Source organism: Mycolicibacterium sp. XJ2546 (assembly GCF_053483195.1).
On the sequence record NZ_JBEFRW010000005.1, the window covers coordinates 82,427 to 95,581 of the forward strand.

The following is a 13,155-nucleotide window of genomic DNA, read 5'->3' on the forward strand; positions in this document are numbered from 1 at the left end:
CCGCCCCGGTTCAGGACTCGAGTACCGTGACGGTTCCCGTATCGCCGTTCACCTCCACCAGTGCCCCGTCCTCGAGCACCCGCGATGCGATCTCGGTGCCCACCACGGCCGGGATGCCGAATTCCCTTGCCACGATTGATGCGTGCGACATCATCCCGCCGATGTCAGTGACCACCGCAGCAGCCCTAGCGAAGAACGGCGTCCAGCCGGTGTCGGTCGCCCTGGCCACCAGAACCTCTCCCGGTTCCATGTCGTCGTCGGGCGAGCGCAACACGCGCACCCGACCACGAACCACGCCCGCCACCGCGGATACGCCGGCGATCACCCGATCGGTCGGCTCACCACGGGCCGGTTCCGCCGTAGGCATCCCTTGGGAGAAGCGCAGGGGCATCTCGATATTCGTCAAGCGCTGACGTTCTGCACGCCGACGCGCGACGATCGGCGCCAGCTCGAGAGCCGAGGCGAACAGCTCCTCGCGCCTGAGGTAGAAGATGTCACCCGTTTCGCAGAGCCGCCCGGAATCGGTGAGCCGATCACCCGATTCACGCAGCGCCAGCCGCAGCTGGTGTGTCAACCGCATCACTGCGTCGCGGCATCGCTCGCGCCGTATGATCATTGACCGGCTCAGCCTTTCGAGCTGCCTGCCGACAAGATCGAGCCGCTGTACCTCGGCCAGTTCTATGTCGACACCTCCCGCGCCGGAGACCGCGCGCAACAGCAGATGCGGTGCATCCGCGTAGACGGGGTTGGCAAGTTCGGTCTCTCCCGGCCCGCGGTGGCCCGCGGCGGCCAACAGTGCGTTCACCTGTTGCGCGAAATCGGGGTCAGCACACTGCAGCTCAGCCCAACTTTCCTCGTCGACAGGTGCCGTGAGCACTGCGGCGGCAGCTGCCCGCCGATGCGCGAGCGCCGCCAAATCCTTCACCCCCCGAAGCAGCCGGGAGCTGGCCAGAACATCCTTGTCCTCGCTGGATGAGCGCAGAGCCGTGATTCCGTATCGTCGTTCGAGCAGGGAACTGGGCACACTCACCAGGAAGGTGCACAGCAACCCGACCTTCCACCCCTCGATGCAGTCTCCCCAAAGCATCTCGATGTGCGCGCGTAACCGTTCGTCGGTGAGATCGGCTGCGACAGTGCGCGAAACTTCGTCCGCGCGCTGTTCGACGGCGGCGGCCGCCGCGCCGATTCCGGCCAGTCGCGGAACTGCCACCGCGGCGAACTTCGCGAATCGGGGCAGATCCCGGATGGTCGGACGGGGCCGCACGTAGTCCTGCGGATACGGTCGCCCGTTGATCTGGTGCTCGAAGTCCTCCGGCGTCTGCCCTGGTATCGCGGACGCCATTTCCCTGAGCACGCTCACGTTCTGGTAGAACCGGTGCCCGAAGATCGCGAGCTGCCTGCGCCGCACGTTGTCGCGGATCTGCTCGTCGAGCGGAAGCAGCAGTGCCACCTGGTCGGCACCGGTGAACAGCGCGTCGCGGATGAGCTCCAACGACAGCGGGGTCATCGGACCGGGGAATGCCTCCTCGAGGTTGGCGCAGGTCCATTCCGGATAGGCGGGATCCCCACGGGGGGTGTCGAACTCGCCGGATGCCGCACCGGACAGCACCTGAAGCGAGGTCCCGTCGACGCCGGCCTGGGCGGCCGGGTGCGGGCGAGCCCGGTCGAGCTTGGTCGGGCGACGATATTCCTTCATGCCGAGCACCAGGTGGGTGGTGGCGTGCCGGCCTTGATCCGCGATCGCCTCGGCAGAGGAGTACGCAAGCTCGAACCCGAAGTCCTGTTTCAACCGTGCCGTATCCGCGATGGGCCAATGCAGGAAGAGGTCGAAAAGCTCGGGCGCCGAACGAGCCGCCGGAACGATCCGGCTCAACGCCCGTACCGTCGGCATCAACAGCCGCGGGGGTGTCGGCACAGGCGGGCGACGCGCCAGACGTGCCACGTCCCTCCAGCTGAGCTGATCGTCGGCCGCCAGGTTGACCGCACCCACCAGCGGGCTGTCGCAGGCATGCGCGAAGAAGCGCCCCACGTCGTCCTGGTGGACCATCTGGATTCTCGCGCGGCTTCCGAGGCTCGGTATGGCCAACTGCCGATAGACATTCGCCGGCGCGTTGTGGGCGTCGCGTCCCACGACCACCGTCGGGCGCACCCGCAGGGCCTGCACCCCGGATTCGGCGATCATTCGCTCGGCCTGAGCCTTGTGCCACTCGTACACCAGACCGTAGGCGGGGTTGAGCGGTTCGTGCTCGCACCACGGCTGGGGGTGGTCGGGGTGGGCGCCGTAGGCCGTCACCGACGAGGCGAACACCATTCGCGCGCAACCGGTCTGGGTCATGGCCGTCAGGACGTTGCGGGTGCCGCCGAGGTTGATCGGCTCGGCCACATCGTGCGTGACCGATCCGCTCAGCGCCCAGGCCAGGTGCACCACCGTGGCGCAGCCGTCCATCCCGCGCCGGACCGACTGGATGTCACCGATGTCGCCCTGCACGAACCGGGCCCCCTGGGGGAGGGCATGCGGCTCGTGCCGGGCGAACACGACGACGTCGTGTCCGGAGCGGATCAGCCACTTGGTCGTGGCCGCCCCGAAGGCCCCGGTTCCGCCGGTGACCAGCACCGGACCGTCGGACGTCACGGACAGACTTTCGCTCAGCGGATCGCCGCGTCCTCGACCGATGGGATCTTGCTCTCCCGGATCCGGTCCCCGAAGGTCTCCAGCCAGCTGAAGCCGAGCCGGACCTCGCGACTCTCCCCCGTTCGCCGGGTGTGGCCGGCCTGGGCCCGATATCCACCCCACCGGGCCGCGGTGAACTCCGAGAGCTTGCCCCCCTCTTCGAGTTCGAAGGTCCATTCCTCGCCGGAGGATGCCCTCCAGAGTGTGCGGTGCGCCCAGTCGTCATCGCCGAGGTCGATGCCGCCGGTGACCCCGCTGTCCATCACCAGCGGACCGTTCGGGTCGTTGACGCCGGTGAAGTTGAAGCCGTCCCGTCCGATGCACAGGTGGCCCCATTCGATGGTGCCGTCGTCGTATTCGTTGGCGAAGGCCTCCCAGCCGAGTTGGAGATCCTTGAAGACCCGGAATTCCTTCCAGTCGTAGCCCGACGGCCAGTAGGCGTGGTCCCAGAAGACGAAACCCTCGACACCGTCGCCCAGCACCGTGCCCGCGACCTTGTAGAGCTCGCTGACGTAGAGGATCGGTTCGTTCTGGTCGGGTGCGTAGATCTGCACGCCGGGTCCGACCAGGGAGCCGTCAAGCGCCAACAGGTCGCCCTCACGCCACTCGAAGGCGCCGGGGGTGGCCTCGAAGCGGAACGCCCCGCCCGAGTCACCGACCTTCTCCATCATCGCGCCGTGCAACAGGACTCGGTCGTCGGCATACTCCCGCTTCACCTCGCCGCGAACCGTCTTCGCGGAGTCCGGCTCGATGCTCACCGACCCGCCACGGGCGTTCATCAGCCACAGACCCGCCGTCATGGGGCCGATGAACTTGCGCTCGAAGACGTGCAAGGTGCCGTCGGCCTCGCGCCATCCACCGTAGAAGTACACCACCTGCTCCGTCAGCCCGAACGGGGTGTTGTAGGGGTGGTGCACGCTGACGTCAGGGGTATAGGGCGCGGTGAGCGCCCGATGACGGAACGATCCGATGTCTGATGCCATGTTTGCTCCTCGTGGCACAACAGCTTGTCGCATAGGGAAATTCGTGTCTGCGCCACGTCCGGTCTAACCGCTCGATAGTGATGCCGACCACGTCACCTTATTACCGACACTATGTGTTGGCAATAGCAACGGGGCTAGTATTCTTCGATCGCTTCCCGTCGGGCGGCTTGGAGAGGAGGGTCGTGGCCGAACCGCATAGCGCACGCAAGCGGCGCAACCCGGCCGCCGAAGGCACTGCCCCGGCAACTGCGCCACGCAAACGCAGGCCGGGGGGCGGACGTCCACGTGATCCCGAGATCGACGCCCGCGTCCTGTTGGCCGCGCGTAATGTCTACGCCGAATTCGGTTGGACGGGATTTCATTTCGATCGTGTCGCCAAGGCGGCCCGGGTCAGTCGAGATGTGCTGTACCGGCGCTTTTCGGATCGCGAGGCGCTGCTTCTCGATGCCCTGGCCGACGCCGTGTTGCCGACAGTCACCGGCGACGGGCCGATCCGCGATCGGTTGATGACCTACGCCCGCGAAATCTACACCTACTTCACCTCGGCCGCCGGGATCGCCAGCTTGCGAATACATCTGGAGGCCAAACAGTTTCCCGAGCTCTATGCCACGTTCCGCAGCCGGGTGGTGGACCCCAACTTCGACGTCAACATCTCCGCTCTCGACGAAGCGGTCCGCAGGGGCGACCTGCGGGAGACGGTCGACCCCGTCGCGGTTCTCGAGTCAATCGGCGGCGGCGTGCTCATTCATGCGCTGTACAGCCAGCATGCGGGTGCGATGGACCGCGCGGCGCCGTTGAGCCCCGACCACCTCGACACCGAGCTGCGCAACTTCGTGTCGCTGGCCCTCGACGACGCGTCCTAGCGCAGGCAGTCACCCCGGGTCGCGGCGATCACGACCGCGGCGGAGGCATTCGCTCGGCCTGCGCACTGAGCCGTTCCAACGTCGTCCGCATGCCGGCCCCCAATCGGCGCGGCCGACGGGCAAGCCGATCGAGGATGATGATCAAAGCGGGCGAGTCGATGGTCCGGAAGCTCTCTCGCACTATCGTTCCGCGGTCGTCCGGGCTCAACTCGAACGTCCATCGCGTCGTGGCGCCGCTCCAGTGGCAGGCGTCGAAGACCAGAAGCCTGCCGGGTTCGGCGGCGACGATCGTGCACGTCGTCGACCATCGCAGCGGCCCGACTCGATTGGTCCCGCGAAACCTGTTGCCGGGCAATGGGCTCGACGCCTCACCCACCCAGGTTGCGCCGGTGCATTCGGGGCTCCACCGACCCATCTGGGTGATATCGCTGAGCAGCGCCCAGATCGCAGCGGGCGAAGCCGCGAAGCGCACCGACACTTCCTCCACCAGCGGCCTCATCGGTTCTCCTCACCACGGGTGTCAGCGGGCTTCTCGGTCACGGGAACGCGGTGCGGAGCGTTCGGTGATCACCGATGAGCTTGCCCTTCGTCCGAGGCCAGCAGCTGGTCAACGGATTCGACCCCCTCGTCACGGAAGCGGTCCATGAACGACTCTCCCCAGGCGAAGGCGACCTTGACGTCGCGGTCGTCGCCGTGGCGCGAAATGCTGCCCGCCTGTGCCCGGTAACCGCCCCAGCGGGCCGCCGAGAACTGCGACATCTGCCCGCCGGGTTCCAACTCGAACACCCACGTTCGGCCGTCGTGGGCGCGGTAGCCGATCCGTTGTGCCCAGTCGTCGGGGTCGGGGTCCACGCCACCGGCGGTGTCCACGTCCATGACGATCGGGCCGTCCTCGTCGGCCACGGCCACGAAGTTGAACTTCTGGCGCCCGATGGCGACCTGCCCCCACTCGACGTGCCCGTCGGCGAATTCGGTCGCGAACGCCGACCACGACAGCTGGGTGCCGTTGAAGATGCGGTATTCCTTCCAGTCCTGGCCATGCGGCCAGTAACCGTGGTCGAGAAACACGAAGCCCTGCACCTGTTCGCCGAGCACACTGCCGGTCACCTTGTAGAGCTCGCTGGTATAGAAGAACGGCTCGTCATGGTCCAGCGAGGCGACCTGGATGCCCGGCCCGACCAACGCCCCGTCGAGTTGCAGGATTGTGCCCTCCCGCCAGTGCATCGCGCCGGCGGTGAGCCGGTACTCCAGCCCCTCCTCGGGTGCTCCGCCGGCCTTGCCGAGCAGCGAGCCGTGCAGATGGTGTTCGGTGTCGGTATATTCGCGCTTCACCTCACCTCGCACCGTCTGCAGGGACTCCGGCGCGAGTTGAACCTTGCCGGACCGATTGGTCATCATCCACAGCCCGGCCGTCATCGGCCCGCAGAACTTCCGTTCGACGATGTGCAGCGCACCCGACTCGTCGCGCCACCCCCCGTACAGGTAGGTCGACTGCTCGGTCAGCCCAAAGGGTTGTGCGGTCGGTAGATGCATGGCGAGGTTGGGTTGATAACAACTGACGGAGGTGGCGAAGTCGAGGTCTCCGACCGGAGGTGCTGCTGTCATGCTGTGCTCCTATTGCGGTGATTCATCTTCGACAGATGGCATTTGCCAAGCGACGTACTTGATAGTGGTGTATTCGAGCAGTCCCTCCTGGCCGACTTCGCGGCCCACACCGGACTGCTTGTAGCCGCCGAACGGCGCCTCGTCGCCTGATGCGGTGGTGTTGACGCGGACCTGCCCCACACGGATACGGCGCGCAAGGCGCAACCCGAGTGCGGTGTCGGCCGTCCAAACCGCGCCGACAAGACCATACGGGCTGTCGTTGGCGATCCGGACCCCTTCTTCGGGATCACCGCTGTAGCGGATCACCACCACGACGGGGCCGAAGATCTCCTCGCGCGCGACCGCCATGTCGTTGGTCACCCCGGTCAGAATGGTCGGCTCTAAATAGAATCCGCCTTCGGGCACACCGCTCGGGCGTCCGCCGCCATAGGCGATCCGCGCTCCGGCCGCGACGGCCTGGGCTACGGTCGCTTCGATCCGATCCCGAGCCTGCGCCGAGATGACCGGTCCCATCAGGGCTTCCGGGTCGTCGGCGGGTCCCACCCGAACGCGCCGCAGCGCCTCGACAAGAGCGTCGACGACGCGGTCGTGCAGTGCGTCGGGCACGAGCACGCGGGTCAACAGCCCGCAGCCCTGACCGGCGAGGGTCACGAAGCGCAGCACCGCGGCAACCATGGAGGCGACGTCGGCGTCGGGCAGGGCCAGCAGCGCCGACTTGCCGCCGAGTTCGAGCAGCAGGTGTTTCAGCGTCGCGCCGGCCGACTGCGCGATTGCCCGGCCCACCGCGGACGAACCGGTGAACGCCACCATGTCGACACGGGGATCGTCGACCATCGCTTGACCGGTATCCGCACCGCCGGTCACCACATTGAGCACCCCCGGCGGAACACCGGCCTCAACCGCCAGTTCTCCCAACAGAAGTGCACAGCTCGGGGCTTCCGGCGCCGGCTTGAGCACCATGGTGTTTCCGGTGGCCAGTGCCGGCGCCACCTTCCACAGGTTGAGCAGGTGCGGGGCGTTCCACGGAGTGATCGCGGCGACGACGCCCCACGGCTCCCGGACGACTCGTTGGCCGGTTGCGGGCGGGCCGGGAAGCTGCGGAAGGGGACGTCCGAGTTCGGATCTGGCTCGCGACACCAGGTCCCGATAGTGATCCATCGGGCGACGCACCTGCCCCGGGCCGGCCACTCTGCGACAGGTGCCTACTTCGGTTTCCACGAAGCGGGTGAAATCGGGGGTGTGGGCGTCGATTAGGTCGGCCAGCCGAAGAAGGACCCTGGCGCGGTGATCGGCAGGCAGTTCCGACCACTGTCCGTCGTCGAAGGCCCGGCGCGCGCCCGCCAGCGCCGAGTCGAGTTGGCCGGGGCCGCCCTGCGGCACGGTTCGCACCACCTGACCGGTGGACGGGTCGACGACCTCGCACGTCTTTCCGACGTCGGCGAGCAGTTCGCCGTCGACGAGCAGCCTTGTGCCGACGATGTCCAGTGCCGTCACCGCGGTGTTCCCAGCGCGAACATCACAGGCATGCTTTTCACCCCGCGCATCATCAACGGCCCATGGGGTTGGTACTCGTACTCGGCGGCGAGCGCGAGGTCGGGTAACCGGTCCAACAGCACCTCCAGCGCGACGGTGGCTTCCAGGCGCGCCAGCGACGAACCGATGCAGAAGTGCTCGCCGAACCCGAACGTCTGATGGGTCCGGTTGCGGGCGGCAGGGCGATCCATGTCCCAGTCGTAGGGGTGATCCATCCCGTCGAGATCGCGGTTGGCGTGCGCGACAGCGTTGCACACCAGCGCGCCCGCCGGGATGGTCACCCCGGCTACGTCGACGTCGGCGGCGGCCTTGCGGGGCACCCAGTACAGCGGCGGGTCGAAGCGCAGCGTCTCCTCGACGACGTTCGCGATCAACGTGCGATCCGATTGCACACGCTCCCAACGTGATCGAACCGAAAGCAGTTGATGCAGCATCGATCCGATCAGGTTGGCAGTGGTGTCGGTGCCCGCGAGGATCAGCATGCGGACCAGGGCGACCAGTTCGGCCGTGCTGAGCCGGTCTTCGCCGTCGTGCACGTCGATGAGTTGACTCAGCAAATCCTCGCCCGGGGTCTGACGGCGTTCGTCGATGATGCTCAGCACGTATCCACGCAGTTGCGGATCCGACTCGGCGTACCCGCTGGAGTTCGGCGCCGCCGCGGTGATCGCGTCGTCGGCCCACTTCACAAACTGCGAGCGATCGCCTTCCGGGATACCGACCAGCTCGGCGATCACCATGGCGGGCAACAGAAATGCGAACTCAGTGCACATATCCGCAGTTCCGCGGGGGATGAACCGGTCGACGAGCTCGTGCGCGATCGCGTAGGTCGGGGCCTCCAGCTTCTTCACCGCCTTGGGCGTGAACGCCTTGACAACGAGTTTCCGCATGCGGGTGTGCTCGTCACCGTCGAGGTGCACCAGGCTCGGTTGGGTACCGGGCTCGGGCGGACGCAGTTCGTTGCGAAAGGACTGTGAGTCCTTGAACACCCCAGCGACGTTGGCGGCGCCGGTGACCACGACCGCGCCCCCCGGCGCGGCGACGACCGGACAGCGTAGGGCCGCGTCCCGCAGCGGGGTGTATGGATCCGCGACCGGGGTGAAGGGATCGAAATGTGCTGCGGTCGACAGAATCTGGTCAGACATCTCATTCCTCACTGACGGTAATCGCCGATTCGGGGCAGGCCTGCGCGCCCTTGACGGCTTGTGTCAACGCGTCGCCTTCGACCTCGGGTTTGACCACAACGCAATAACCTTCCGCATCGAACTGGTAGATCTCGGGGGCGTGGGTATAGCACTGCCCGTGGCCCATGCAGCGCTGCGGGTCGACGCTCACCTTCATGGGCTCGTCCCAGTGACCGCGGGTGCACCGACCCGCTCCCGCAGGTCGGCCTGCGTCGCGGGCATCAGGCCCCGGCGGGTGATCAGATCGACGGCACGGTCCACCATTTCGGCGTTGGTAGCGGTGGGATAAGCCCACGGGCAGTCCCCGATTCCGACGCGGATGCCGAGGCCGCGGTCCAGCGCCCGCTCCCACAACAGCTCGCACCGCTGCGCCGAGCTCATGGCATAGGGCACCACGACGGTCTCATGGTCGATTCCTGCGGGGATTCGCGAGAGCAGAAAGTCGATCACGTCCGGGTCTGGGTCGTTGTTGGACACCCACCGGTCGGAGAAGAACAGCTTGATGTTCAACGGCTGGCGCAGAATGCCGATGCGTGCGGCCAGCGCCACCCAACGCATGTCGGCGGTGTTGAACACCGCGATGTTGGGCACCAACCCGAGGTCGGCGAAGCGATCCAACTCGGGCGGATAGGGCGGGTTCCAGTTATTGGGGTCGTCGGGCCCGAAACTGACTACACCGAACCGGTTCCCCTCTTCGAGCCACAGCACCCGCTTGATGTGCTGAACGGGATCGAACGGGGTCAGCAACAGCTTGGTGCCAGCCGGCGGCCGCTTCGCCAGCGCCCAGATATGGTCGAGGCTGCCGTGATAGCTGGGATAGGCCAGCGGGTCGACCGTGGCCGCCGCGGCGGCGAGCACGGTGCGGGAGACCTCGTCGTCGGTCCAGGCCTGCCTGCCGTCGTCGTGGCGGGCGTGGAAGTGCACCGCGGTCGCTCCGTGCCGGATGCACTCGACGAGGTCGCGGGCCGTCTCCTGCGCACCGTAGGGCACGTTTGGGTTGTCGTCCTTGCTGACCACCTCGTTGACACCGACCTCGAGGTACACCTTGCCGTCATCGCGAAAGCTCATTGCGTTCCTCTCGCCGTACTGTGAACCGTTCGATGTGGTGGATCTCGTTGTAGGTACGCAGTTTCCAACGTCCACCGGCATCGACCGTGATCCGGGTGATTGATCCGTAGTCCGGTTCGGTCAGCGAGACTCGCGCCTCGCCGAGCGCCTTCACGACACACGCGCCGATCACCCCGCCGTGGCAGAAGACGGCCGCAATGCCGGGCGGGCTGGTCGCGGCGATCCGCTCGACGGCAGCGGTGGCGGCCCGTCGGAACTCCGCCAAGACACCCGACATCTCCGGCTGCGCCATGAGTTCTCGCCATCGATCCAGTCGTGGGTCCCGCTCCGCGATCATGTCCTCTATCGGGATGTAGAAATCTTCGCCGTTGTCGAACTCGGCGAGATCTTCGTCGATCTCCACGTCGATGCCCAGCTTGTCGGCGGTGGGTGCGGCCGTCTGCCGGGCCCGCAGCAGCTGGCTGCTGGCGATGCTGCAAATAGGCAGGAACGCAGTCGCCTCGGCGACGGCACGCGCCTGGGTGAGACCGCTCTCGGTGAGACCGGGATCAGGCTTGCGCACCCCCTCGATCCGGCTGGGTAGCCCGTGGCGGATCAACGCCACTTCCACGCCGTCTTTCATCGGCGCACCAACAGCACCGCGCCGGCCGTCGGTCCGCCCCCGGCGCCGACGGCGACGGTGTTCGGACGTCCCGCCTGACGGTCCCCGCCCCGTCCGGCCAGCTGGACACACGCCTCGTACAGCAGCCCGCTGCCGTGCAGTCGGCCCGCCGACAGCTGGCCGCCGCCGGTGTTGAGCGGCAGCTGCCCGTCCAGCGCGATCCGCTCACCGGCATCCAGGAACGGGCCCGATTCACCTTTGCCGCAGAACCGCAACGCCTCCAGCCAGACCAGCGGCAGAAACGAGAACCCATCGTAGAGCTGAACCTGGTCAACTTCGTCGGGCGTGAGGTCGCTGCGTTCCCACAGATGTACCGCCGCGTCCCAGGCCGCCATTTCGGTCATGTCATCCCACTGATCCCACACCGGACGGTGCCGCATCGCCCAGCCCAACGACTCGATGCCGATAGCGGGATGTGGTCCGTCGTTGGCGGTGTCCACGTGCGACACCACGAAGGCCACCGACCCGTCACAGGGGACGTCACAGTCATACAACCCGAACGGCGTGGTGATCATCCGAGCCGCGAAGTAGTCGTCCAATGTGAGCTCGGTGCGATACACCGCGTCCGGGTTGCGACCGGCATTGCGCCGGTTGTTGACCACTATCGTGCCGAGATGTTCACGCGCGGTACCGAATTCATGCATGTGGCGGTGCGCGAAGAGCGCGATCCAATTGGCCGGTGAATGGGCGTCGAACGGCGCGAGCCAGCGTCGGAACCCTGATACCGCCGCGTCGGCGCCGGCAGACAGTGTTCCCGCGCGGCCGGCCGCTCCCTGTGCGGAGGCCTCACCGACAGTCCGGTACACCAGCACATGTCGTGCCAACCCCGTTGCCACGGCTAGAATTGCCGAGAAGAAGCCGCCGAGCTGGCCGCCCTCGGGCCCTCCGTATTTCCAGTTCGTGCGGAGACCAAGCGCCGCGTGCACGTCGTCGGCGCCCGGCCCGGCGAGACCCGGGGTGTCGAACCCGCCACCGGGAAACGTCGCCAGACCGTCGATTTCGCTTCGACACACGCCGGCATCGGCCAGTGCCGCCAGACATGCGTCGATAGTCAGGGCCATTTCACTGGTCGGCAGCCGCCTGCCGATCTGCGAGGATCCGAACCCCCGGATCACCGCCTGCCGCTCCGGACGCACGGTCATGAGGCGCCTTCCGAAGCGGTGAACAGCGGCGCAAACAGCTCCTCCCCCAACGGCTTGAAGACGACACGCACCCGCATCCCGATCACGACGTCGCAGACAGCGGTGTCGACGACCCGGCTCAGGAACCGCAACCCGGGCTGTTCGTCGAGTTCGACGACGATCACCGCATAGGGCTCGGTCAGGTGCGGCAGCCACAGCTGGTGGTTGACGGTGACGCTGTACACCGTGCCGCTTCCGCTGACGGGTTCGAATTCGACGTCGCGAGAAAGACAGCGGTGACAGACCGGGTTCGGCGGGTGCTGCCAGCGTCCACAACCGTGGCAGCGCTGTATGCGCAGTCGGCCGTCGGATCCCGACCGCCAGAACTCCATCTCGTCGGGTGTCGGCGCGGGACGTTGCAGCGGCCCGCCCCGCGTCGCTGCGACAGCGTTCTCCAGCTTCACCGGCCGATGATCCGTCCCGTCGACTCCCACGCTTGGATGGCGGGCGGGAAGAACTCGTTGTACGAGTGGTGCACCACCGGTGTGCGGGTTTCCCCTGCGCGTCTCAGATATCCCTCCGAGGAGCGGTAGAAGTCGTGGCCCGACGCCTGGTCCGGCAGTGCGCCATCGTCGACAGCAGACCACTCCCAGTCCACGCCATCGACTTCGTAATACATGTGCTCGGGGAACGTGTCCGGCCGGTACTTGATGTCGCGCGCGGCGACATCGGACGTGCAGTGCAACACCTGATCGTCGCCCGTGGCGACCAACGAGAAGTTGAAACCGTTGGCGCCGTAGCAGATGTGCCCCATCTCGATGGAACCGTCGGAGAACTCGGTACCGAACGGCGTCCACGCCAGTTCCACGCCCTTGAAGTAGTCACTGTTGCGCCACGTGACCCCAGGCGGCAGATAGCACTGATCCAGCCAGAGGAAGCCCTCGGCGGGCTTCCCGAACGCAGTGCCGGAGACCCGATGCTGCAGCGAGGTGTAGAGCAGCGGCGTCGGTCCGCTGGGCACGTAAACCTGCATTCCCGGGCCGATGCGTCGGCCATTGAACTGAAGCTCGTGACCTTCGTGGTAGCTCAGTTCGGTGTCGGTGCGGGCCAACTCGAACGGTTGGCCGGTCGCGTACCCCGCCTCAGCGGGCTTGCTCGCTACTCGGTAGGTACCGTCGACGACGGTAGTGACGACCGGACCGCGGAAGAACTCGCGTCCGGCAGGCATGGCGACCTTGCGCAAGGCGCCGTCGCGAGACTCGTTGCAGGTGAAGTGCAGCGATCCCTCAAGGCCGAGGGTAGTGCGGTAGGCAAAGTGTAGCTTGCCGTCGGCGTCGCGAAAGTTGAGATAGAACCAGGTGCACGACAGCGACAGGCCGAAGTACGTGCGCGTTGGATCGCTGTCGGTTGCGGTGGGCTCGTAGGTACCGACCAGTGTCCGATGTCCGTAGTCGCCCTTGTTCGACATA

General features: G+C 66.7%; 13 protein-coding genes. 1 reads left to right on the plus strand and 12 read right to left on the minus strand.

What is annotated here, in order from left to right:
* Positions 1–10 precede the first annotated feature (10 nt).
* Both ABQE44_RS10870 and ABQE44_RS10875 read right to left on the minus strand, forming a co-directional pair.
* A complete protein-coding gene (locus tag ABQE44_RS10870) occupies positions 11–2,632 on the minus strand; it encodes an NAD-dependent epimerase/dehydratase family protein (RefSeq protein ID WP_448429667.1) in 2,622 nt (873 codons plus the stop codon).
* A gap of 14 nt (positions 2,633–2,646) precedes the next feature.
* Complete coding sequence (locus ABQE44_RS10875; RefSeq protein ID WP_448429669.1) at positions 2,647–3,654, minus strand: hypothetical protein; 1,008 nt, start codon at positions 3,652–3,654, stop codon at positions 2,647–2,649.
* A 182-nt stretch (positions 3,655–3,836) separates the two neighbouring features.
* Between ABQE44_RS10875 and ABQE44_RS10880 the strand changes: the two genes are divergently transcribed.
* Positions 3,837–4,517 carry a TetR/AcrR family transcriptional regulator gene (locus ABQE44_RS10880; RefSeq protein WP_448429671.1) on the plus strand — a complete coding sequence of 227 codons (681 nt, stop codon included), beginning with the start codon at positions 3,837–3,839 and terminating at the stop codon, positions 4,515–4,517.
* 28 nt (positions 4,518–4,545) lie between these two features.
* Here the strand turns inward: ABQE44_RS10880 and ABQE44_RS10885 are convergent, their stop codons facing one another.
* From ABQE44_RS10885 to ABQE44_RS10930, 10 genes are all read right to left on the minus strand, one after another.
* The gene (locus tag ABQE44_RS10885) at positions 4,546–5,016 is read right to left on the minus strand and encodes an SRPBCC family protein (RefSeq protein WP_448429673.1); all 471 of its coding nucleotides are present in this window, start codon (positions 5,014–5,016) and stop codon (positions 4,546–4,548) included.
* Positions 5,017–5,084: 68 nt separating this feature from the next.
* Positions 5,085–6,122 (minus strand): hypothetical protein, encoded by a 1,038-nt coding sequence (locus tag ABQE44_RS10890; RefSeq protein WP_448429675.1) that lies wholly within the window; start codon positions 6,120–6,122, stop codon positions 5,085–5,087.
* A 9-nt stretch (positions 6,123–6,131) separates the two neighbouring features.
* Positions 6,132–7,616: an aldehyde dehydrogenase family protein gene (locus ABQE44_RS10895; protein ID WP_448429677.1), complete on the minus strand. Its 1,485-nt coding sequence runs from the start codon at positions 7,614–7,616 to the stop codon at positions 6,132–6,134.
* On the minus strand, positions 7,613–8,797 hold the full coding sequence (locus ABQE44_RS10900) for a cytochrome P450 (RefSeq protein WP_448429678.1): 1,185 nt from the start codon (positions 8,795–8,797) through the stop codon (positions 7,613–7,615). Before ABQE44_RS10900 ends, ABQE44_RS10895 begins: the two co-directional genes overlap by 4 nt.
* A 1-nt stretch (position 8,798) precedes the next feature.
* The gene (locus tag ABQE44_RS10905; RefSeq protein WP_448429680.1) at positions 8,799–8,993 is read right to left on the minus strand and encodes a ferredoxin; all 195 of its coding nucleotides are present in this window, start codon (positions 8,991–8,993) and stop codon (positions 8,799–8,801) included.
* Positions 8,990–9,904, minus strand: coding sequence for a 3-keto-5-aminohexanoate cleavage protein (locus ABQE44_RS10910; protein WP_448429682.1), 915 nt, complete (start codon positions 9,902–9,904; stop codon positions 8,990–8,992). Before ABQE44_RS10910 ends, ABQE44_RS10905 begins: the two co-directional genes overlap by 4 nt.
* Complete coding sequence (locus ABQE44_RS10915) at positions 9,888–10,526, minus strand: histidine phosphatase family protein (RefSeq protein WP_448429684.1); 639 nt, start codon at positions 10,524–10,526, stop codon at positions 9,888–9,890. Before ABQE44_RS10915 ends, ABQE44_RS10910 begins: the two co-directional genes overlap by 17 nt.
* Entirely contained in the window at positions 10,523–11,707 is a 1,185-nt protein-coding gene (locus tag ABQE44_RS10920) for a thiolase family protein (protein WP_448429686.1), read from the minus strand. Before ABQE44_RS10920 ends, ABQE44_RS10915 begins: the two co-directional genes overlap by 4 nt.
* Positions 11,704–12,150 (minus strand): Zn-ribbon domain-containing OB-fold protein, encoded by a 447-nt coding sequence (locus tag ABQE44_RS10925; protein ID WP_448429688.1) that lies wholly within the window; start codon positions 12,148–12,150, stop codon positions 11,704–11,706. Before ABQE44_RS10925 ends, ABQE44_RS10920 begins: the two co-directional genes overlap by 4 nt.
* Positions 12,147–13,154: a hypothetical protein gene (locus ABQE44_RS10930; RefSeq protein ID WP_448429690.1), complete on the minus strand. Its 1,008-nt coding sequence runs from the start codon at positions 13,152–13,154 to the stop codon at positions 12,147–12,149. Before ABQE44_RS10930 ends, ABQE44_RS10925 begins: the two co-directional genes overlap by 4 nt.
* Position 13,155 lies beyond the last annotated feature (1 nt).